This window comes from Lysobacter sp. Soil_N_51 (genome assembly GCF_057655755.1).
Genome location: NZ_JBDGLR010000001.1, coordinates 164,822 through 184,442, shown reverse-complemented (window position 1 = coordinate 184,442; position 19,621 = coordinate 164,822). Strand labels below are relative to the sequence as shown.

Here is a 19,621-nt window from a genome sequence, read left to right as displayed (position 1 = left end):
TACGCCACCCGTGGACTGAGAGTAGCTGCGGACCATAGCCCGCACGCCCGGCTTCATCAAGCCGGCCGCGCCGCGCCGCCGCGCGTTTGCAGCGCGCATCCATCGCCGCGCACCGACCGTATCAATCCGCGTGGGCCGAACCGCGGCCGTTTCGTGAATCGCGATGGATGCCGTCGTCTACAACGCCAACCCGTTCCGCGCCGCGAGTCCGAACGACGACGCGCGGGATTCGCCGATGCGTGCGTGGCGGGCGGCCCGGCCGCCACCGGGCCGGACCGGCCCGGCCGCGCGACCGCGCCCGGGCTGCCAGCAACCGCGCCCTGGCGCACGCTTCGCTCACGCCGGCGTCGGACGTTTGCCGAATCTGTCCCCAGCACGGCTAGTATCCCAGCCTGAGCGTGCTGTTTCGGCACGCATGACCGAGACTCAGATGACCGACTACACGGCCGCGCATCCCGCCGACTTCCCCGGTGGCTCCGATCCGACCAGCGAGTTGCTGACCGCGGTGGGGCGCGGCGATGCGAGCGCGTTCGAGCGCTTGTATCGCGAAACCTCCTCGCGCTTGTTCGGCGTGTGCCTGCGCCTGCTGCCCGAGCGCAGCGAGGCCGAGGACGTGCTGCAGGAGGTCTACGCCACCGTGTGGCGCAAGGCCGGGCAGTTCGACGCCAGCCGCGCCAGCGCGATCACTTGGCTTGCGATGATCGCGCGCAACAAGGCGATCGATCGCCTGCGCGCCGCGCCGTCATCGCTCAAGCGCGCGCCGATCGAACTGATCGAAGAAATCGCCGATTCCGCGCCGAGTCCGTCGGCGCAGGTTGAGAGCGCCGACGAAAATGAACGCCTGCGGCTGTGCATGGAGGAACTCGATGCGCGCCGGCGCCAGCTGATCCGCACCGCGTTCTTCGACGGCGCCACCTACGAAGAACTGGCGCAGCGCAGCGGTTCGCCGTTGGGCAGCATCAAGAGTTGGATCCGGCGCGGCCTGATCCAGCTTCGCGCTTGTCTGGAACGGTGAGGCGCAGCCATGACCATTCGTGAACACGATATCGAGGGCGAGCCGCCGAGCGCGGACGTGCACGCCGGTGAGTACGTGCTGGGCGTATTGAATTTGCGCGAACGCCGATTGGCGGAAGTGCGGATCGAAACCGAGCCGGCGTTCGCGCGGTTGGTGGCCGACTGGGAGCGTCGCCTCGCCGCGCTGCTCGCCGAGATCGATCCCGTCGCCGTGCCCGCGCACCTGTGGCCGCGCTTGCGCACGCGCCTGGGCTGGTCGCCGGTCGACGGCGCCGCGCCGCGCGGGTTGTTCAACAGCGTCGGCTTCTGGCGCGCCACCGCCGCGCTCGCCGCCGCATTGGCCGTGGTCGCGCTGTTCGTCGGTCGCGGACCGGCGCCGGTCGCGCCGCCGCCGCTGGTGCAGCAGCCGCCGACGCAGCCCGACGAAGCTGGGCTGACCCGCCCGGTCACCCGGCTGGCGCGCGACGACGGCAGCACCGGCTGGCTCGCCACGGTCGACCGCGGTCACGGCAAGGTCCTGATGGTGCCGGTGCCGGGTCCGGCCGATGCGCAGGGCCGGATCGCCGAACTGTGGATCATCCCGAGCGGCGAAGCGCCGCGTTCGCTGGGCGTGGTCTCGACCGAGGTCGCCCATTCGGTCGCGGTTCCGTCCGAACTGATCGCCAAGCTGGTGGCCGGCGCGACCCTGGCCATCACCCTGGAACCGTCGGCCGGCGTGCCGCACGCCGCGCCGACCGGTCCGATCGTCGCCAAGGGCGGAATCTCGTTGTAATTCGTCGTAAGAGGCGTCAATCCGCGGCGCCGGGCCTTGGGCCGGCGCCACGGACGGCGCAGCGAGGCGGGGCGGTCGTTGCGGGTTCTGGCGATCGAGTGAAAAAGTTGTGACACAACCGTTGACAGCCGCGCCGCCGCAACGCAACATACGCCCCTCGCAGCGGCGACGGTTCATCGAAACCGCAGCGATTGGCCCAGGTGGCGGAATTGGTAGACGCACTAGTTTCAGGTACTAGCGGGTAAAACCGTGGAGGTTCGAGTCCTCTCCTGGGCACCACTACATCGGTCATCGCCACGGCGATGATCCAACGAGAAACCCCGCTCACGCGGGGTTTTTTGTTGCCCGCGATCGACCCGTTCGCATCGGATCCGCGAGTCGCCCACGGATGTTTTCCGAACAAGCAGCGCGCCATCCAGGGTCGTGGCTTGCCCGACTTTCAGCTGAAGACCGCGATGCGCGGGCGGCGCGGGCCGCGTCGCCGCGGACAATAATCGGGCGAACCACGCCTCGACAACGGCCCCGGCGATCACCGACGATCGTGCCGACGGGTCGGCGGCGTACCGCGAGCGCGCTCCGCCCATGACCGACATCCTGCTGATCGAAGACGACGAACGCCTCGGCGCGCTGGTCGCGCATTACCTGGGCAAGCACGGCTATCGCGTCGCGGTCGAGGCCGACGGCGCGCGCGCGGTGCAGGCGATCCTCGAACGCGCGCCGGCGCTGGTGCTGCTGGATATTTCCCTGCCCGGGCAGGACGGCTTCGAGATCTGCCGCGCGGTGCGCGCGCGCTACGCCGGGATCATCTGCATGCTGACCGCGCGCACCGACGACATCGATCAGGTGCTGGGTCTGGAACTGGGCGCCGACGATTACATCGGCAAGCCGATCGAGCCGCGCGTGCTGCTGGCGCGCCTGCGCGCGCATCTGCGCCGCGACAACGCCACGCGCCAGGGCGGCAACCTGCTGTGCTTCGGCCAACTGCGCATCGATCGCGGCACCCGCGAAGCGACGTTGCATGCGCGGCGCATCGAGTTGACCACCGCCGAATTCGACCTGCTGGTGCTGCTGGCCGATCGCGCCGGCCACATCCTCAGCCGCGACGATCTGCTGCAGTCGCTGCGCGGCATCAATTTCGACGGCCTGGACCGTTCGATCGACGCGCGCATCTCGCGGCTGCGGCGCAAGCTCGGCGATCTGGCCGAAGAGCCCGAACGCATCAAGACCGTGCGCGGCAAGGGCTATCTGTTCAACCGGGCCGCGTGGGAGTGAGCGCGGAGCGCGGCTTCGCCTGGAGCGATCGCGCCCGACGCTGGTTCGGCCCCGCGTCGCCGCTGCGCCGCGCGTTCACCGCCGACGGCGCGGGCGCGGGCGGCAAGTCCCGGCACGGCCATTTCAGCCTGTTCGTGCGCTATTACCTGACCGTGTTGTTGATCTACGCCGCGGTCATCATCGGCGGCGTGTCGGCCTGGATCTACATCACCGACGAAAACAGCCGCGACTACTCGCAAGCGCAGATGCGCGGCACCCATTATCTGATCGAACAACGTTATCTGCACACCGACCCGGCGCAGTGGCCGGCGTTGACCGACGAACTGCGCGCGCACTTCGCCTATCCGCTGAATCTGGTCGCGCTCGACTCGCTGCAAGGCGTCCTGACCGCGGCCGAATGGCAGCGCCTGCGACGCGGCGCGTTGGTGATGGACAGCGAGAACGAGGCCTACACCTATCAGCGCCTGCCGGGCACCGACCGAGTGGTGGCGTTGGGCGATTTCGACGAGGTAATCGTGCAGGGCGTGCCCTGGCGCGATCTCGATTTCGTCGATTCGCTGGTGATGCTGGCGATGTACTTCCTCGCGATCGCCTTGCCCTTGTACTTCCTGGTCTACCGATTCTGGCGCGACCTGCGCAAGCTGCGCGCGACCGCCGAAGCGCTGAGCGCCGGCGACCTGGAGGCGCGCGCGCCCGAGGTGGTCACGCGCTTGGTCAATCCGCTCGGTCACGCGCTCAACCGGATGGCCGTGCAGGTGCAGCAGGTGCTGGAAAGCCAGCGCATCCTCGCCCAGGCGGTCGCGCACGAGATCCGCACCCCGCTCACGCGCATGCGCTTCGCCCTGGAAATGCTGGAGTCGGCCGACGACGAGCGCGAGCGCGCGAATCTGCAGCACGGACTGGAAACCGACATCCGGCGCCTGGAGCATCTGGCCGCGAACAGCGTCACTTACGCGCGGATCGGCCGCATGGTCGGAATCGAGCGCGTCGAGATCGACCTGCGCGCGCTGTTCGCCGACCTGGCCGATATCTTCGCGCCGTCGGCGTCGCAGCACCTGCGTTTCGACCGCGGCGGCGTCGACAGCGTCCAGGCCAATCGCGAAGCGCTGGAGCTGGCCTTGCGCAATCTCATTGCCAATGCGCTGCGGCACGCGCGCTCGGCGATCGAGATCAGCGTCGTGCAGGAGGGCGACAGCACCGTGTTCCGCGTCGACGACGACGGCGAGGGCGTGCACGAGGAGCTGAGCCAGCAGGTCTTCCTGCCGTTCACCCAACTGCGCAAGAACCCCGACGGCTTCGGCCTGGGCCTGGCGCTGGTGCGGGTGGTCGCGGAGAAACACGGCGGCCGCGCCGCGGTGGTGCCATCGTCGCTGGGCGGCGCGAGTTTCCGGATCGAACTTCCGACTCATCCCTCGCATCCCGCTACGTCCTGCTGAGTCGTCCGATCACCGGTTGACTGCGCGGGCCGTTGCGCGAGTGGCCGAGGCCTTGCTCGAGGAATTACGACTGCGCTGCGAGGGCCTGTTCTATAGCTGTGGCGTTCCGCACGCTGTGCGGCCAATTTCTCGGCTACCAGCGCATGACATACACCTTGTGGGTCGTGCTGATGGTCCAGGACTGGTTGCAGCGTTGCCAGTCCGCGCTGATCGTAGTGCCGTTGCCGATCGGGTCACGTATTGAGGTCGCACCAACGCGGCTCGGATCGATTTGCCCGAGTCGACGCCGCCTGGGCGGATGCATCAGCCGGCGTCAGTACTCAGCCCCACAATTGATGTTTCGCCTCCGTCCCTGGCGGGAATCTGGCTTTATGTGGCAGGAATTATGCCTAGGCCGGGAGGCTGCGATTAGTGTCACATTCGCTTTGCGCCAAGGCTGGCTTTATGAACGTGGCAGTTATTCGGTTATGAATGGCAGGAATGCCGCCAAGACGTGTTCGCGGGCATGAAAATATGGATGCGGAGCAACTTGAAGTCGCGCTCTGTGAGCCGCGCACCCTTTAATCTGGTGGCATTGTGCCGTAAACGTGTCCCGGGTGGGCTTCCGTCTTTTGTGTGCTTGATCACATCGTAATGGAGTGGGAGTAGCACCTAATCTGTGCGGAAATTTGCTTGTTTGCTCGAATCGGATGCGTATTTTTGACGTGCTTATTCGGGTTAGTACGTATTGGCTATGTGCTGTATCAGTAAATGTTGCACAGAATTTCAGGATGTTTAATGCAGGGAGCTTGTCAGAGGCGCGAACAAGGATTGTGGACTCGGTTAGCCCGGTGCTAGCCTGATTTTCATTGGGGGATTTGACGGGCGATCCGTATCGCGCTCGGACGAATGGCCCCGTCGCCCGTCCGGGCAGTTCGAATGCGCATGAAAGCAGTTTCGATGATTTCGAACCTTGCCACGCATCACGGCCGCTCAGACAAGCGCTACATTCAATAAGGAGATGGAATGAGCGGGATCAACATCAATGGCGCACGCGCGGCCATGCTCGCGCTTGGCAACGCCGCAGTGCTCGTCTGCGGCCTTAGCGCAGGCCAGGCATTCGCGCAGAACAGTTGGGAAGTCAACGACAGCCAGGCCGGCAAGTACCTGGAGGAAATCCGCAACGGCCTCGGCAAGGAAGGAGCGACCGACAAGGACAACGTCAACGGCAAGTTGAACAACATCATGAAGATCGGCAGCGCCAAGAAGAGCGGCGAAGCCGCGCCCGAGCCGACCGAGAAGATGGAGAAGGACAAGCCCAGCCAGGTCGCCAAGACGATCCAGGAGCGCTGCCCCTCGAACCAGGGCAGCTCCGATCAGTCGATGAAGGACTTGCACACGATCTGCGAGGAGCTGGTCAAGACCGAAACCGCGCAATACAACTATTCGTTGGCGATGTACGAGATCTTCAAGAAGCGCAAGGAGCGCCTGGACGAGATCGAAAGCAATCGCAGCAACCTCAGCAGCACCGACCAGGGCAAGCTGCAGGACAACACCAATGCCTTGCTCGCGCTGATGGCGCGAATGGAATTGGACATGAACCAGTACCGCTTCTACATGGAAGCCTACGCCGCGCGCACGACGTACCTGAAGACCGTGCGCGACAACGTGAGCAACCAGGTGGTCAACGGCCAGAGCAAGGACAAGAGCTCGCTCGGTTCTATCGGTCGTGAAGTCTTCGGCGCGGGTGTGCTGAAGGGCGCGATGGATGCGATGAAGACCAACCGAATCGAATCCCCCTGGAAATCTCGAGACTGAATATGGATATCTTGCATGTCGCGGGAGGGATCCCAGGTGCGCTGGCGGCCACCGGTTTCGAACAAGTAGGCGAGTGGGCGTTCTTCAAGCTCATCTTCGAATTCATCGACTCTGAAATCGCCGTTCTGCAGGACAACATGCTGACCCGGTTGGCGTTCTGGATCGGTTCGATCGGCGTGATGCTGATGACGTTGTGGATCATCTTCAACGGCTTCCGCATCCTGACCGGCCAGTCGCGCGACTCGATGATGGCGCTGGTCGTCAACTCGTTGCGTGCGACCCTGATCCTGGTCGCCGCATCGACGCTGTCGTTCGGCAACGCCAACATCTATGGCCTGCTGACCACCGGGCTCCAGGAAGAAGTGTCCTACATGGTGACCGGCAATCGCGATTCGCCGGCGGAGCGGATCGACAGCAACCTCACCAAGATGCAGTTGACGATGGCGGCGATCGAGACTTTGCCGACGTTGGAAAACCAGAGCATCAAGCAGGACGTCGACAAGGCCGTGCTGATGACCGGCATCGGCGTGGCCGGTCCGGCGGTCGTCGGCGGCGCCTTGCTGTTGATGTACAAGGTCGCGCTGGCCTTGTTCGTCGGTCTTGGGCCGCTATTCATCCTCAGCCTTCTGTTCGAGCAGACCAAGAGCATGTTCAGCCGATGGCTGTTCTACGGCATAGGCACCATGTTCTCGATGGCCGTGCTCAGCTTCATGGTGTCGATCGCGATGAAGATCGTCGGCGCGGTCGCGGCGCAGACCGCGGCGAAGTACGCGGCCGCATTGGCCTTGAACAATTTCGGCGTGTCCGTGGACATGCCCAGCGTGAGCAGCCTGGCCATGCAGCAGGGCGGCCTGGGTTTGGTGCTCACCGTGCTTCTGATCACGATTCCGCCGATGGCGGCTTCGTTCTTCCAGGGTGCATTGGGTCAGTTTGGTGCTTACTCGGCGTTTGGTGCGGTTGGGCGTGGGCAGGATGGGTCGGCGCAGCAGCCTGGGGCGCGGCCGGGAAATGGAAATAACGGCGCTCCTGGATCGAATGGAAGTGTTAAGGACGGCACTGTGGAGCAACGTACCCTGCCCAATATGGGTTTGAATTCTCAGGCTGCAAATCACTCAGACACAGTTAAAAAGACAGTGAACCAACAAAAGTCGGACGCGCTATTGGAGTCCTCTAACTCGGAGGTTGCAGTCAACACGGGGAAAAAAGTGCCGCCACCCTGATAGATCAATGAACGGGTAGGGTCTGTTTGGTCTGCTCATTGATGACGAATGGTAAATTCCAGATCAATTGAGCGATCGCTCGCGGGGAGGTGGCTAATGAAGTTTTCTATTTTTCTTGCTCTTATGTGTTTTAACGGGGCTGTGTTCGCTCAGTGTCCAGCAGGGATACCTTCGGCTGGCAATCCCGGATGTATTCCTCCTGATCAATCCAATTCACCTTACTATCAGCCCGGCTCTAATTCGTCGGCTACATCGTCCGTGCGCTGGGCTGATCGTTGGGGCGCGATAGCACTCGACGATCGTGACAATGGAATTGGCCTCGGCGTGGCTCAAATGGCTGGTAGCGAGCGCAAAGCAAAAAAAACTGCCTTAGATGATTGCCGAGCGAAAGGCGGGCTGAGCTGCAAAGTTATCCTTGCCTATTACAACCAATGCGGCGTGGTGGTTGCTGGTGACAGTGGACTGAACTCGACGAGTGCGGCATCGGTTGATGAGGCGGCAAAGCGTGGTTTTGAAAAGTGTGAGCGAGATGGCTTTAAGGGCTGCAAGGTTTACTACTCCAATTGCAGCTTCAACGAACGAGTTAGGTGACTCGGCCTATGCTAGGTCCTTGTCTCAGACTGGCCGATTTGTTTTGCGTTGATCTTTCCGCTAGGGCGGGTAAGTGGCTCTTGGTAGTAGCGTCTGGGTTTTGTGGCAATGTTCTTGCTCAGGGTTGTCCCGTGGGTATTTCTTCCGCGGGCAATCCGGGCTGTATACCGCCAGATCAGTCGAACTCCCCCTACCATCAAGCCGGCGGGTCTTCTGGGGCCGCACCCGCTGGTCGATGGGAAAAACGCTGGGGAGCATTTGTCATTGACGATAAAGTTGGGTTGGGTGTGTCCAAAAACATGCCTAACAAGCAGATGGCTCAGACTGCGGCGATGGATGATTGCGTCCAAAAAGGAGGGACGCAGTGCAAGATCCAGTTGGTGTATTCCAATCAGTGTGGTGTGATCATTGAGGGTGACAAAACTTACAATGCTGCGCGGGCGCCTACGGTTGAGAAAGCCAAAGAAATTGGTTTGGATGTTTGTAGGCGATCGGATAAGAATTGCCAGGTGTATTTTTCCGATTGCAGTTATCCAGCGCTTGTTAGGTGAGAGGCTGTACTTGTCTGGCACTTGAGTAAGCGATGGAAGGTTCGCAATGAGAGTCTTGTTTTTAGCTGGGTTGATGATGGTTGTGGCGCCGGTATTTGCGCAGTGTCCGGCAGGAATTCCCGCGGGAAACAACCCGTCGTGCATTCCGCCGGACAATCCCAACTCTCCCTACTATCAGCCTGATTCTGATGCTCCCAGCACACCCGGTGTTCCAGCTCAAAAATGGGCTGATCGTTGGGGTGCCATCGCAATGGATACTGCGCGAGACAGTGTGGGTATTGGTGTCGCGGAAATGATGGCTAGCGAGCGTAAGGCCAAAAATACGGCCATGCAGAACTGTCAAAAGAAAGGTGGTAAGCAATGCAAGGTCGCATTGTCTTTCTACAATCAGTGCGGTGTGCTGGTGTGGGCGGAGTCTGGTTACAACACGATGCGTGCCGGCACTGTCGAGCAGGCAACCAAAATGGGTATGGAAAAATGCAGTAGCGATGGACTGAAAGATTGCAAAGTGTATTACTCAAGCTGTAGCTACCCCGTGCGAGTCAGGTGAGATAGGTGTATTGGATGTTGGTTGCCGCAGGGATGTTGAGCTTGAGTGGGTTGGCGGCTGCGCAAGGTTGTCCGGCAGGAGTTCCATCAGCTGGCAATCCGGGATGCATTCCGTCGGATCAATCCAACTCGCCCTACTATCAATCCGGCTCTTCTGGTCAGAGTGCCCCAGCAGCTCGTTGGGAAGATCGCTGGGGCGCGATCGCCATTGATGATCGAGATGGTGGCGTTGGTCTTGGGACCGCTCAAATGATGGCCACCGAACGGAAGGCAAAAAAGACCGCGTTGGGCGAGTGCAGAGCAAAAGGCGGAACTAGTTGCCGCGTGATCCTGGCTTATTACAACCAGTGCGGTGTTGTGGTTGCTGGTGATGCTGGGTGGAACTCGACCAGCGCGGGGTCTGTCGATGAGGCTACGAAGCGAAGTTTTGAGAAGTGTGAAAAAAGCGGCTTAAAGAACTGCAAGGTGTACTACTCAAATTGCAGTCTCGCTGAGCGAGTTAGGTGATCGGTTTTTTGCTGCGCTGTTGTTAGAAGAAGAGCCTTGCTTGATTTCTAGACTTGTCTGTGGGGTGGGGATGTACAGGATGTTGCTTCTGTCGGGATGCTTGTTTGTGAGCGTAGCCGCATCGGCGCAGGCATGCCCTAACGGAATTCCCTCAGCTGGTAATCCTGGATGCATTCCTCCCGACCAGTCGAACTCGCCTTACTACCAACAAGACGGAGCTGCAACGACTCAGTCTCGGGCTGTATGGGCCGATCGATGGGGCGCAATTGCTGTAGACAAAAGTAAGCAGAGCGTTGGTATTGGTGTCGCTGAAATGATGGTCAGCGAACGCAAGGCTAAGGCGGGTGCTATAGGTGACTGTCGGGCTAAGGGTGGAACACAGTGCAAAGTCGTCTTGGCTTACTACAACCAATGTGGTGTGTTGGTTGCCGGCGATGCGGGATATACCTCGATGGGCTCCAGTACCGCTGAGGCAGCCGCAAAGCTCGGAATGGAGCAATGTACTAAGACCGGGCTAAGCAATTGCAGGGTTTATTACTCGGCATGCAGCTTTCCCGAAAGAGTTCGGTGAAATAGATGTATCGATCGTTGGCTCTGGTATGGGCGCTCAGCTTGAGTGGAATAGCGGTGGCGCAGAGTTGCCCATCTGGGATTCCTTCCGCGGGAAACCCCGGATGCATTCCGCCCGGCCAGTCCAACTCTCCTTACTACCAATCTGGCGGTGCAAGCGTTTCGACAACAGCCGTGAAGTGGGAGACCCGTTGGGGTGCCTTCGCGATCGACATGAAGACCGGGCTCGGTACGTCAAAAGGAATGCGTAGTAAAAGGGCGGCGCAGAACGCAGCCATCTCCGCCTGTAGGAATAAAGGTGGACAGAGCTGCAAGATCCAACTTGCGTACTTCAACCAATGTGGCGTGATCGTTCAAGGCGAAGCTGGATTCAACGTTGCATCCGCTGAAACACTCGAACGAGCAACTGAAATTGGAATGAAGGGTTGTGGCGCAGCTGGGGATCGCAATTGCACGGTCTACTTTTCCGAATGCAGTCCGGCTGAGCTAGTGAGGTAACGCTGCAACATTGAGGGTGCGAGCGGAGCTTGGCAAATGAGGCGATGCTTCAGCAAGGCGCGCGCGATGTGGGCTTGTCGTCCAATGAAGAGATGGACGAATTTGCTCTCAACCTTTCATCAAGTGCAGATTTTGTGCAATGACTGAAGTGAGCATCCCGCGTCGGGCTTGATTCCCGATTTGCAGCGAATCATTTAAGTCGAAGAGTAGCTTCAAAGAACGTGCTATTCGGTGTTCGTGTTCAAGATCAGGCGTGGTATTCACAAGGAGAGTTACATGAAACGTTCAATCGTGGCGTTCGGTCTGGTGGCGTTGTTCGCGGTCGCGCCGGCGATGGCGCAGGGCAAGCGCGGTGTGTACGAGGAAGTGCCGTACAACAACAACCCGGACAAGTTCTGCAAGATCGGGTACCCGGCGCATAACTGGATGGCCATCAACGGCAAGATGGGGCTGTGGACCGTCATCAACCCGTATTACGCCGTGAATTATCAGTACATCAACACCTTCATGTACGTCTGCATGGCCGGCGGCCGGCCGATGGTGCCCAGCCATGGCGCGGGCAAGAAGGGCGGCGGATCGTCGGACCCGGCAGCCACCTTCTGATGGCCGCGCGATTCCACGGATGGGAGCGCGTCGATTGGTCCGGAACCGTACGACGGATTCGCTGGACGGCCGCAATGGCCTTCTGCGCGATGATGTCGGCGTTCGTGCTGGCGGTGTACTGGATGAAGACCGGCATCGGCAGCTTGCTGATGCTGGCTCAGGCCGCGGCCGCATTGGCCGCGCTGCTTAGGCTGCGCGAGGCGGTGCTTGAAGCGGGGCTGGTGTTCAAGGCGTGGCGTTACGTCAAAGACTCCTGGGGCGGTGTGCGGCGCGAGGACATCCGTCAGCTGCGCAGCTATGTGCTCAGGTCGATCGTGCCGGCGCTCGGCGCCTGGCCGGTCGTGGCCGGCATGGCCTGCCTGCCGTTTCTGATGCACCTGCCGGTCGTGGTCCCCGGCGGTGAAGAAGTGTTCGCGATGGCCACCTTGCTGTTCGTGATGCATTTCGCCGCGGCCGAAGTGAGCTATCGGCGTCTGGCGGGTGCGGTGGTCGATAGTCTCGATTCGCGCTACGTCTGCGCTGTAAGAGTCTGAGGCGACGACACCGGGTCGTCGCCTCCGGCCTCGGTAGCCAATACGCGCCGCGGCCTCATCATGGCGCTCCTACAAATGCTGGAGCGCCTCAAGAATCGGCTTGTTCCGATGAGCGACTTTTTGCCATTCGGGGCGAGAGCGTGTCCTGCATACCGCGCTGCTCATTGAGCACGGCGTCCCGATCCTCGGGTTGATCGCCCTGGACGAACTGATACGCGAATGTCTCTATGAATTCGCCTTCATCGGTAGGCCGCTGAACGTCCTTGGAGTCGAACTGCTTGCGGATGGGCCTGCCATGGCGCAGAGCCATGTCTTGATCGAGCATCGCGGTCCCGGCGCAGGGTGTGATGGCGATCGGGGGCGGCGCAAGCGGGCGCAAGCAGCGTGCGTGCGCATCGGCGCTCGCGGTCTGGACGCGACGCGAATGAAGCGGTTTCGCCGCATTGCGCGCGACAGCGGCATCGATTCGCGCCCGACAGGGCAGAGGCGGGCAACAAAAAAGCCGACGATTGCTCGTCGGCTTGTTCGCATGAAGTGGTGGAGCGGAGGGGGATCGAACCCCTGACCTTCGCGATGCGAACGCGACGCTCTCCCAGCTGAGCTACCGCCCCACATACTTCAAGAAGACGAAGTTTAGCGGGATGAAACCGCTCGCGCTAGCCCCGGCTGCTCGATGCGTCCGCGGGCGCGGTCAGCAACGGTGCGAGATCGGGTTCCAGCGCGGCGCGGCGCCAGCCGGACAGGGCGTCGGGCCAGGCGCCGTGATCGAGCAGGGCTTCGAGCCAGCGCCGCGAGGCGAGCACGCCGTCGGGCAGGCCGAGCGCGGCGCTGCGGCTGGCGACGGCGTCTTGCAACAGGCGCAGGCGCTGTTTGTCGCGGGTTTCGGCGACGCCGGCGTCGGGGGTCTGGTCTTCGTCGGGCTGGACCGCGGTCAGCGCGGCCCAGATCGTCTCGCCGAGCTTGCGTGGCGCTTTGGGATGGGCGTCGAGCTGGCGCTGCAGCGCGTCCAGGTCGGCCGGCGCCTGCCGCGCGATCGCCACCGCCAGTTCGTTGTCGAGGATCCAACTGCGCGGCTTGTCGCTGTCGCGCGCGTACACGTCGCGCCAGCGCAGCAGCCGCACCAGCCGCCGCTGCGCCGCCTGATCGAGAAACTGGGCGCTGCGCATCGACAGGTGCGGCCAGCGCTCGGGGCCTTCGTTCTCGGCGTTGATCACGGTGCGGGCGGCGTCCTCGGCCAGCCATTCGCGGCGGCCGAGCTGGCCGAGCATGCCGTCGAGCGCGTCGTGCATCGCGAACAGGTGCAGCACGTCGTCGGCGGCGTATTCCAGTTGCGACGGCGACAGCGGCCGGCGCATCCAGTCCGAGCGGGTTTCGCCCTTGGCCAGGGCCACGCCGGTCAGCTGTTCGACCAGTTTCTGATAACCCAGCCCGCTGCCGATGCCGGCCAGAGCCGCGGCTTGCTGGGTGTCGAACAAGGGCTTGGGCACCACGCCGCAGGCGTGCTTGAACGCGACCAGGTCTTCGCTCGGGCTGTGCACGATCTTGAGGATGTCGGTGTCGGCCAGGATCGGCGCCAGCGCGGCGGCGATGCCCGGACGCAGCGGGTCGACCAGCAGAATCGTCGGTTCGGCCTCGCCCTCGCGTTCGATCGCGATCTGCACCAGCGCCAATTGCGGCCAGTAAGTGCGTTCACGGATGAATTCGGTATCCAGCCCGATGCGCGCGGGCTTGACCTCGAAATGCGCTTGCAGCGCGGCGGGCGTGGTGATCCAGTCGGGCATGTTCCGATTCTTTCCGGTCGCGGCCGTTAGCGGGGCCGGGCGGGCGACAATAGCTTAAAGGGCCGGGATTGGGGATTCGGGATTAGGGATTGGCAACCGCCGATGCCTCGAAACCCGCGCCGCGCGGCCTTTACCAATCCCGAATCCCCAATCCCGAATCCCGGCCCTTAAGCGATATGCTGCATCAATCGCTCAATTCATCCGGGAGAGGTTGCGGTTTGCGCGCACTGATGTGGACCAGCATCGTGGCCCTGGGGCTGTTGACCGGTTGCGGCGACCGCGCCGGCAAGGCGGCCTCGACCGAGGTGGCCGCGCGCAAACCGATCGTGACCGTCAGCGCCGATCAGGCGGTGTCGCCGGTGCCGCCGTGGCGCGCGCCGGCGATCGCGGTGACTTCGGACAACGCCGAGGACCTGCGCAAGCGCGCCGAGGCCGCGTTGAAGGCGGGCAAGCTGTACGCCGATGCCGATTCGGCGATCCCGCTGTTCGTGGCCTTGCGCGGTTTCGCGCCCAACGACCGCCGCATCGCCGCCGGCCTGGATCGGGCGATCGCGCTGCTGCTGATCGAGGGCGACGCCGCGCTGAAAAAGATCGACGACGAGCCGCTGTCGCTGCGCGATGCGCATCAGGTGGCGGCGGTGGCGCGCGCGGTCGCGCCGGAGCATCGCAAGGTCGAGGCCTATCTGGAACGCGTGGATCGCGCCGATCAGGCGCAGGAGGCCGATCGCCTGGGCGAGGAGGATCTCAACGCCGGACGGATCGGCGAGGGCGCCCAGGCCGGCCAGAACGGCGCGCTGGCGCGATTCCGCGAGGCGCTGGAACTGCGGCCGGGCGACGTGCGCGCGCTGCAGGGCATCGCCGCGGCCGAGAGTGCGCTGATCCGCCGCGCCGAGATCGCCGCCGACCGCGACGATTACGCCGGCGCCGAGCGCTGGCTGGCCAAGGCCGCGCTGGTGCGGCCCAAGCTGTCGACCGCGTCGGATGCGCAGGGCCGGATCGCCGAGCAGCGACGTGCGCGGATCGGCAGCCTGCGCGATCAGGGCATCGCCGCGCTGCCCAAGCTGCGCGGCATCGACGAGGCTCGCGGCCTGCTGGCGACCCTGCTGCGGATCGCGCCGGCCGGCGACCCGGCCGCGGCCGAACTGCGCGAACGGATCGAACTGGCGACCCATTACGGCCTGTTCCGCCCCGGCCAGGTATTCACCGACGCGATGAACCTCGGCGGCCGCGGCCCGGCGATGGTGGTGATTCCGCACGGCGCGTTCGCGATGGGCGCGCCGGTCGGCGAGGCCGACTCCAGCGACGCCGAGCGGCCGCTGCGCACGATCCGTTTCGAGCGCGGCCTGGCGGTATCGCGTTACGAAATCACCGTCGGCGAGTTCCGCCGCTTCATGAATTCCAGCAAGCACCGCGCGCGCGCCACCCGCCGCGGCTATTCGACCGCTTACGACGAACGCAGCGGCAATCTGGTCCGGCGCGGCGGGGTCGACTGGCAGTCCGACTACGCCGGCCAGCCGGCGGCCGACAATCTGCCGGTGGTCCACGTCAGCGCCAAGGACGCGGCGGCGTACGTGGAGTGGCTGTCGGCGATCACCGGCCAGCGCTACCGCCTGCCGAGCGAGGCCGAGTACGAATACGCGTTGCGCGCGGGCAAGCAGGGTCGCTATCCGTGGGGCGACGGCGCGCCGAGCAACAAGATCGGCAATCTGACCGGCAGCCTCGACGTTTCGCCCAGCGGCCGGCATTGGCGCAACGCGTTCCAGGGCTACGGCGACGGCGCCTGGGGACCGATGCCGGTCGGCAGTTATCGGCCCAATGCATTCGGTCTTCACGACATGGGCGGCAATGTCAGCGAATGGGTAGCCGATTGCTGGCACGACAATTACCGTCGCGCGCCGCGCGATGGCGCGGCCTGGTTCAATCCGGGCTGCCGCACGCGGGTGTTTCGCGGCGGTTCGTGGTCGAGCTCGCCCGCGCAGTCACGCGCGGCGTGGCGTCAGGGCACCAGTGCCGACACCACCAACGGGCGCCTGGGTTTTCGCGTGGTGCGGGATATTTGAGATCGGCGGCCAGCGGTCCATGATGGACCGCCCGCGGCGGGTCGGCGGCAAGGCGGGGCAGGTGGGCGAAGCGAGGGCGGTGTGGTTCGCGCAGGCGAACGCGGCGCCCGATGGCAGGGCGATTGACGTCCGCGAGCAGGATTCGGGAGTGTGCAGATGAGTGTCTACGGCAACCAGGTGCAGGGCGGGCGGCGCGGTTTCGGCATCGGCGGCGGATTCCGCTGGCTGATCCTGCTGGCGTTCGGCATCTACGCGCTGGTGTCCTGGTTCGGCGGCGCCAAGACCGATCCCTACACCGGCGAGAAGGCGCACTACGGCGCCAGCGCCGACGAAGAGGTGCAGCTCGGCGCGCAGGCGTTCGAGCAGGTGCTCGGCGACGCCAGGGCGCAGCGCGCGTTGCTGCCGTCGAATTCGCCGCAGAGCCAGGACGTCAGCGAGATCGCCCAGCGCCTGATCGACAAGGTGCCGCAGGTCACCCAGACTCTGGCGCAGCAGAACCAGCAGGCCGCGCCGGAGGACTACAAGAGCTTCCAGTGGAGCGTGGCGGTGATCAATTCGCAGGAGGCCAATGCCTTCTGCCTGCCCGGCGGCAAGATGGCGGTGTACACCGGCCTGCTGCCGGTGACCCAGAACGACGATGCGCTGGCGGTGGTGATGGGCCACGAAATCGCCCACGCGCTGTTGCGTCATGGTTCGCAGCGCATGGCCCAGCAGAAGCTGGTGCAGATGGGCCAGATGGCCGCGGGCGTGGCGATGGGCGGGATGGACCCGCAACAACAGCAGATGATCATGGGCGCGCTCGGTGCCGGCGCGCAGTACGGGTTGGTGCTGCCGTACGGCCGCAACCACGAGACCCAGGCCGACAAGGTCGGTCTGATGCTGGCGGCGGCGGCCTGCTACGACCCGCGTCAGGCGATTCCGTTGTGGGAGCGCATGTCGCAGCTCGGCGGCGGCCAGCGTCCGCCCGAGTTCGCCTCGACCCATCCCGATCCGGCCAACCGCATCCAGACCCTTCAGGCGTTGATGCCGGCGGCGATGCAGTTCTACCAGGCCAATTGTGCGAACAAGCCGCTGGCGACGCGATAAGCGCATAGCCACGTTTCCGACTGTAGGAGCGGCGCAAGCCGCGACCGCGACCCCACGCTGACGACGCAATTGAGGATTCGCGGTCGCGGCTTGCGCCGCTCCTACAGTTGCAAGCGCGACCTGCGAGGCGAATACGAAAAACCCGCCGAAAGGCGGGTTTCTTGCTGTTGTTGCCTTAGCCTCGCACCGAATCCCGAATCCCGAATCCCGAATCCCGATTCCCGATTCCCGATTCCCGATTCCCGATTCCCGCCTCAAAAACTCATGAACAACCCACCATTCACCGGAATATTCGCCCCGGTGATGAACCCCGCATCGTCGGCGGTCAGGAACTCCACCGTGCGCGCGATCTCGCTGGGCTGGCCGAGCCGGCCGACCGGCACCGAGTCGATGATCTTGCTGCGGATCTCCTCGGGCACCGCCATCACCAGCGCGGTCTCGCAGTAACCCGGCGACACCGAGTTGACGGTGACGCCCTTGCGCGCGACTTCGCGCGCCAGCGCCATGGTGAAGCCGTGCATGCCGGCCTTGGCCGCCGAGTAATTGGTCTGGCCGAACTGGCCGGTCTGGCCGTTGACCGAGCTGATGTTGACGATGCGGCCGAAGCCGCGTTCGGCCATGCCGTCGACCGCGTGCCGGCACAGGTTGAACACGCCGTCGAGGTTGACGCTGAGTACCTCGTCCCAGGCGCGCTTTTCCATCTTGCGCAGACTGCCGTCGCGGGTGATGCCGGCGGCGTTGACCAGGATGTCGATCGCGCCGTCGGCGCCGACGATGCGCTCGATCGCCGCGCCGCAATCGTCGAAGTCGGCGACATTGGCCGCTTCGAAGCGGATGTCGAAATCGCCCGTGAGTTGCGCGAATTCGGCGATGCGTTCGGCGCGCGTGCCCAGGTCCAGCGCGATCACGCGGCGGCCGGCGCGGGCCAGGGACTTGCAGATCTCGGTGCCGAGACCGCCGATGCCGCCGCTGACCACGGCGATGCGTTTGCTCATGGAATCGTGCCCCTGCCTGGATCGCGCTGATGCGATCGTGTCGATTGGATCGAAATATTGGTTCGTGGCCTGCGAAGCGGCGCGGTCGATGCACGCGCCGCGAACCGTCCCCACGGTTCGTCGACCAGATTTCGCCCGTCGCGCGCCGTTTCGGGCACGCAAGAAAAAAGCGCGGTTCAACCGCGCTTGTCGGGCTCGCGCTTGTCCGGTTCGCGCTTGTCGCTCTTGGGCTTGGGCGTGGTCGGCTGACCCACGCTGCCGGACAGGTTCTGCTGGAATTCCTTCCACAGGGTCATGTTGCGCTCGGTGAGCTGATTCATCATCGCCCACGGCGTCTGCCCGAGCATGCCGCCCATCTGGTTGCGGAACTGCTGTTGCTGGTCGAGAAAGACCTGCATCGAGCGTTCCAGGTAGTTGCCCATGAAGCCCTGCAGCGAATCGCCGTAGAAACGGATGATCTGGCTGAGCAACTGGGTCGAGAGCACCGGTTCGCCGTCTTGTTCGTGCTCGGCGATGATCTGCAGAAGCACCTGACGGGTGAGGTCGTCGCCGGAGCGCGCATCGCGGACTTCGAACTCCTCGCCGTCGACGATGAGCTGACGTACGTCCTCGATGGTGATGTAGCTGGAGATCTCGGTGTCGTAGAGACGACGGTTCGGGTACTTCTTGATGATGCGGGTCGAGGCCATGGAGCTTTGGCTCTAAAACGTGGTGCCTTGCAGCATGGCGCAGGCCGTGAGGGCTTGCAACTGGGGCGTGTCGCGGGACGTGAGCGTCGTGCCGCGCGCGTCCGCAGGTAGCGGACGAAGCGATCCGGCGCGAGCGCCGGCGATCGCGCGATATCGCGAAAAATCGGCGCAAAAGCGCGGGTAATCGAAGCGCGCGGCACGATCGATGCGCGGCGTGGAAGCGGCGGCGAGGGCGCGGTCGAAGCGTGAACCGGTCAGTGTCGGATCGGGCCGCGCGGGACGGTCGCGGCCGCCGATGCGCGAACGCCGGAGACCTGAACAGGCCTCCGGCGCAGCGAGTGCCGGGTTTACCAGCCCATGTACTGGCCGCCGTTGGCGGACAGGTTGGCGCCGGTGATCCAGCCGGCTTCGTCGGGCACGAAGAAGCTAACCGCGTAGGCGATTTCTTCCGGCGTGCCCAGGCGTCCGGTCGGGATCTGGGCGACGATCTTGTTGCGCACGTCCTCGGGCACGGCCATGACCATGTCGGTGGCGATATAGCCCGGCGACACGGTGTTGACGGTGATCCCGAACTTGGCGTTTTCCTGCGCCAGCGAAATGGTGAAGCCGTGCATGCCGGCCTTGGCTGCGGCGTAGTTGGCCTGGCCGTACTGGCCTTTCTGGCCGTTGATCGAACTGATCTGCACGATCCGGCCCCACTTGCGCTCGCGCATGCCCTCGATCACCGGACGGGTGACGTTGAAGCAGGAGTTGAGGTTGGTGCCGATGACGTCGCTCCACTGCTCCGAGGTCATGCGGTGGAAGGTCGAATCGCGGGTGATGCCGGCGTTGTTGACCAGGATGTCGACCGGGCCGATCTGGCGTTCGATGTCGCGGATCAGCGTTTCGGCGTGTTCGGCCGAGGACACGTCGCCGTGAGCGATGGTCACGTCGATGCCTTGTTCCTTCAACTGCGCCTGCCAGGCGCGCCCCTTGGCTTCGTCCCGATAGTTGGTCGCGACCTTGTGTCCCATCTGGGCCAGGCGCTTGACGATCGAGGTGCCGATGCCACCGGTACCGCCGGTGACGAGTGCAACGCGTGACTGCATGCTGAGCTC

General features: G+C 63.7%; 21 protein-coding genes and 2 tRNA genes. 17 read left to right on the top strand and 6 right to left on the bottom strand.

Annotated features, from left to right (window positions below; translation table 11 throughout):
- Positions 1-430 precede the first annotated feature (430 nt).
- The 15 genes from AC3A4T_RS00855 (at position 431) to AC3A4T_RS00785 (ending at position 11,913) form a co-directional block, all read left to right on the top strand.
- Positions 431-1,015, top strand: a complete 585-nt coding sequence (locus tag AC3A4T_RS00855) for a sigma-70 family RNA polymerase sigma factor (protein ID WP_487673663.1) — start codon at positions 431-433, stop codon at positions 1,013-1,015.
- A gap of 9 nt (positions 1,016-1,024) precedes the next feature.
- On the top strand, positions 1,025-1,786 hold the full coding sequence (locus AC3A4T_RS00850) for an anti-sigma factor (protein WP_487673662.1): 762 nt from the start codon (positions 1,025-1,027) through the stop codon (positions 1,784-1,786).
- A 194-nt stretch (positions 1,787-1,980) separates the two neighbouring features.
- Positions 1,981-2,065 (top strand) — tRNA-Leu (locus AC3A4T_RS00845).
- A 303-nt stretch (positions 2,066-2,368) separates the two neighbouring features.
- Positions 2,369-3,058, top strand: a complete 690-nt coding sequence (locus tag AC3A4T_RS00840; protein WP_487673661.1) for a winged helix-turn-helix domain-containing protein — start codon at positions 2,369-2,371, stop codon at positions 3,056-3,058.
- Positions 3,055-4,494, top strand: a complete 1,440-nt coding sequence (locus AC3A4T_RS00835; protein ID WP_487673660.1) for an ATP-binding protein — start codon at positions 3,055-3,057, stop codon at positions 4,492-4,494. The genes AC3A4T_RS00840 and AC3A4T_RS00835 overlap by 4 nt, the downstream gene beginning before the upstream one ends.
- 1,005 nt (positions 4,495-5,499) lie before the next feature.
- Positions 5,500-6,291 (top strand): hypothetical protein, encoded by a 792-nt coding sequence (locus AC3A4T_RS00830; RefSeq protein WP_487673659.1) that lies wholly within the window; start codon positions 5,500-5,502, stop codon positions 6,289-6,291.
- Positions 6,292-6,293: 2 nt separating this feature from the next.
- Positions 6,294-7,511 carry a TrbL/VirB6 family protein gene (locus AC3A4T_RS00825; protein WP_487673658.1) on the top strand — a complete coding sequence of 406 codons (1,218 nt, stop codon included), beginning with the start codon at positions 6,294-6,296 and terminating at the stop codon, positions 7,509-7,511.
- A gap of 96 nt (positions 7,512-7,607) precedes the next feature.
- Positions 7,608-8,102, top strand: a complete 495-nt coding sequence (locus AC3A4T_RS00820; RefSeq protein ID WP_487673657.1) for a DUF4189 domain-containing protein — start codon at positions 7,608-7,610, stop codon at positions 8,100-8,102.
- 131 nt (positions 8,103-8,233) lie between these two features.
- Positions 8,234-8,653 (top strand): DUF4189 domain-containing protein, encoded by a 420-nt coding sequence (locus tag AC3A4T_RS00815; RefSeq protein WP_487673656.1) that lies wholly within the window; start codon positions 8,234-8,236, stop codon positions 8,651-8,653.
- A gap of 46 nt (positions 8,654-8,699) precedes the next feature.
- Complete coding sequence (locus AC3A4T_RS00810) at positions 8,700-9,203, top strand: DUF4189 domain-containing protein (RefSeq protein WP_487673655.1); 504 nt, start codon at positions 8,700-8,702, stop codon at positions 9,201-9,203.
- A 14-nt stretch (positions 9,204-9,217) separates the two neighbouring features.
- A complete protein-coding gene (locus AC3A4T_RS00805) occupies positions 9,218-9,709 on the top strand; it encodes a DUF4189 domain-containing protein (RefSeq protein ID WP_487673654.1) in 492 nt (163 codons plus the stop codon).
- A 70-nt stretch (positions 9,710-9,779) separates the two neighbouring features.
- A complete protein-coding gene (locus AC3A4T_RS00800) occupies positions 9,780-10,280 on the top strand; it encodes a DUF4189 domain-containing protein (protein WP_487673653.1) in 501 nt (166 codons plus the stop codon).
- A gap of 5 nt (positions 10,281-10,285) precedes the next feature.
- Positions 10,286-10,777: a DUF4189 domain-containing protein gene (locus tag AC3A4T_RS00795; RefSeq protein ID WP_487673652.1), complete on the top strand. Its 492-nt coding sequence runs from the start codon at positions 10,286-10,288 to the stop codon at positions 10,775-10,777.
- A 276-nt stretch (positions 10,778-11,053) separates the two neighbouring features.
- The gene (locus tag AC3A4T_RS00790) at positions 11,054-11,380 is read left to right on the top strand and encodes a hypothetical protein (RefSeq protein WP_487673651.1); all 327 of its coding nucleotides are present in this window, start codon (positions 11,054-11,056) and stop codon (positions 11,378-11,380) included.
- Between the two features lie 74 nt (positions 11,381-11,454).
- Positions 11,455-11,913, top strand: a complete 459-nt coding sequence (locus AC3A4T_RS00785) for a hypothetical protein (protein ID WP_487673650.1) — start codon at positions 11,455-11,457, stop codon at positions 11,911-11,913.
- Positions 11,914-12,001: 88 nt separating this feature from the next.
- Here AC3A4T_RS00785 and AC3A4T_RS00780 read toward each other — a convergent pair whose 3' ends face one another.
- The 3 genes from AC3A4T_RS00780 to rnd form a co-directional block, all read right to left on the bottom strand.
- On the bottom strand, positions 12,002-12,223 hold the full coding sequence (locus tag AC3A4T_RS00780; RefSeq protein ID WP_487673649.1) for a hypothetical protein: 222 nt from the start codon (positions 12,221-12,223) through the stop codon (positions 12,002-12,004).
- Positions 12,224-12,448: 225 nt separating this feature from the next.
- Positions 12,449-12,524: transfer RNA gene (locus tag AC3A4T_RS00775), tRNA-Ala, on the bottom strand.
- Between the two features lie 45 nt (positions 12,525-12,569).
- Positions 12,570-13,694, bottom strand: a complete 1,125-nt coding sequence (gene rnd / locus AC3A4T_RS00770; RefSeq protein ID WP_487673648.1) for a ribonuclease D — start codon at positions 13,692-13,694, stop codon at positions 12,570-12,572.
- Between the two features lie 218 nt (positions 13,695-13,912).
- On the opposite strand from rnd, the gene AC3A4T_RS00765 reads away from it, so the two are divergent.
- Positions 13,913-15,754 carry a formylglycine-generating enzyme family protein gene (locus tag AC3A4T_RS00765; protein ID WP_487673647.1) on the top strand — a complete coding sequence of 614 codons (1,842 nt, stop codon included), beginning with the start codon at positions 13,913-13,915 and terminating at the stop codon, positions 15,752-15,754.
- A 156-nt stretch (positions 15,755-15,910) separates the two neighbouring features.
- The gene (locus AC3A4T_RS00760) at positions 15,911-16,840 is read left to right on the top strand and encodes a M48 family metallopeptidase (protein WP_487673646.1); all 930 of its coding nucleotides are present in this window, start codon (positions 15,911-15,913) and stop codon (positions 16,838-16,840) included.
- A gap of 254 nt (positions 16,841-17,094) precedes the next feature.
- Here AC3A4T_RS00760 and phbB (AC3A4T_RS00755) read toward each other — a convergent pair whose 3' ends face one another.
- The 3 genes from phbB (AC3A4T_RS00755) to phbB (AC3A4T_RS00745) all read right to left on the bottom strand — a co-directional run bounded on the left by phbB (AC3A4T_RS00755) (position 17,095) and on the right by phbB (AC3A4T_RS00745) (position 19,612).
- Positions 17,095-17,835, bottom strand: a complete 741-nt coding sequence (phbB, locus tag AC3A4T_RS00755; RefSeq protein ID WP_096414957.1) for an acetoacetyl-CoA reductase — start codon at positions 17,833-17,835, stop codon at positions 17,095-17,097.
- A gap of 176 nt (positions 17,836-18,011) precedes the next feature.
- Positions 18,012-18,524: a polyhydroxyalkanoate synthesis repressor PhaR gene (phaR, locus tag AC3A4T_RS00750; RefSeq protein ID WP_036112324.1), complete on the bottom strand. Its 513-nt coding sequence runs from the start codon at positions 18,522-18,524 to the stop codon at positions 18,012-18,014.
- Between the two features lie 347 nt (positions 18,525-18,871).
- Entirely contained in the window at positions 18,872-19,612 is a 741-nt protein-coding gene (gene phbB / locus AC3A4T_RS00745) for an acetoacetyl-CoA reductase (protein WP_056111780.1), read from the bottom strand.
- Positions 19,613-19,621 lie beyond the last annotated feature (9 nt).

Bases quoted from the DNA above. Each gene is read 5' to 3' on its own strand.
- phbB (WP_056111780.1), bottom strand. From the start codon at position 19,612: ATGCAGTCACGCGTTGCACTCGTCACCGGCGGTACCGGTGGCATCGGC.
- AC3A4T_RS00810 (WP_487673655.1), top strand. From the start codon at position 8,700: ATGAGAGTCTTGTTTTTAGCTGGGTTGATGATGGTTGTGGCGCCGGTA.
- AC3A4T_RS00800 (WP_487673653.1), top strand. From the start codon at position 9,780: ATGTACAGGATGTTGCTTCTGTCGGGATGCTTGTTTGTGAGCGTAGCC.
- AC3A4T_RS00795 (WP_487673652.1), top strand. From the start codon at position 10,286: ATGTATCGATCGTTGGCTCTGGTATGGGCGCTCAGCTTGAGTGGAATA.
- AC3A4T_RS00855 (WP_487673663.1), top strand. From the start codon at position 431: ATGACCGACTACACGGCCGCGCATCCCGCCGACTTCCCCGGTGGCTCC.
- AC3A4T_RS00850 (WP_487673662.1), top strand. From the start codon at position 1,025: ATGACCATTCGTGAACACGATATCGAGGGCGAGCCGCCGAGCGCGGAC.
- AC3A4T_RS00830 (WP_487673659.1), top strand. From the start codon at position 5,500: ATGAGCGGGATCAACATCAATGGCGCACGCGCGGCCATGCTCGCGCTT.
- AC3A4T_RS00760 (WP_487673646.1), top strand. From the start codon at position 15,911: ATGAGTGTCTACGGCAACCAGGTGCAGGGCGGGCGGCGCGGTTTCGGC.
- AC3A4T_RS00790 (WP_487673651.1), top strand. From the start codon at position 11,054: ATGAAACGTTCAATCGTGGCGTTCGGTCTGGTGGCGTTGTTCGCGGTC.
- AC3A4T_RS00820 (WP_487673657.1), top strand. From the start codon at position 7,608: ATGAAGTTTTCTATTTTTCTTGCTCTTATGTGTTTTAACGGGGCTGTG.
- phbB (WP_096414957.1), bottom strand. From the start codon at position 17,835: ATGAGCAAACGCATCGCCGTGGTCAGCGGCGGCATCGGCGGTCTCGGC.
- phaR (WP_036112324.1), bottom strand. From the start codon at position 18,524: ATGGCCTCGACCCGCATCATCAAGAAGTACCCGAACCGTCGTCTCTAC.
- AC3A4T_RS00805 (WP_487673654.1), top strand. From the start codon at position 9,218: ATGTTGGTTGCCGCAGGGATGTTGAGCTTGAGTGGGTTGGCGGCTGCG.
- AC3A4T_RS00780 (WP_487673649.1), bottom strand. From the start codon at position 12,223: ATGGCTCTGCGCCATGGCAGGCCCATCCGCAAGCAGTTCGACTCCAAG.
- rnd (WP_487673648.1), bottom strand. From the start codon at position 13,694: ATGCCCGACTGGATCACCACGCCCGCCGCGCTGCAAGCGCATTTCGAG.
- AC3A4T_RS00825 (WP_487673658.1), top strand. From the start codon at position 6,294: ATGGATATCTTGCATGTCGCGGGAGGGATCCCAGGTGCGCTGGCGGCC.
- AC3A4T_RS00785 (WP_487673650.1), top strand. From the start codon at position 11,455: ATGGCCTTCTGCGCGATGATGTCGGCGTTCGTGCTGGCGGTGTACTGG.
- AC3A4T_RS00840 (WP_487673661.1), top strand. From the start codon at position 2,369: ATGACCGACATCCTGCTGATCGAAGACGACGAACGCCTCGGCGCGCTG.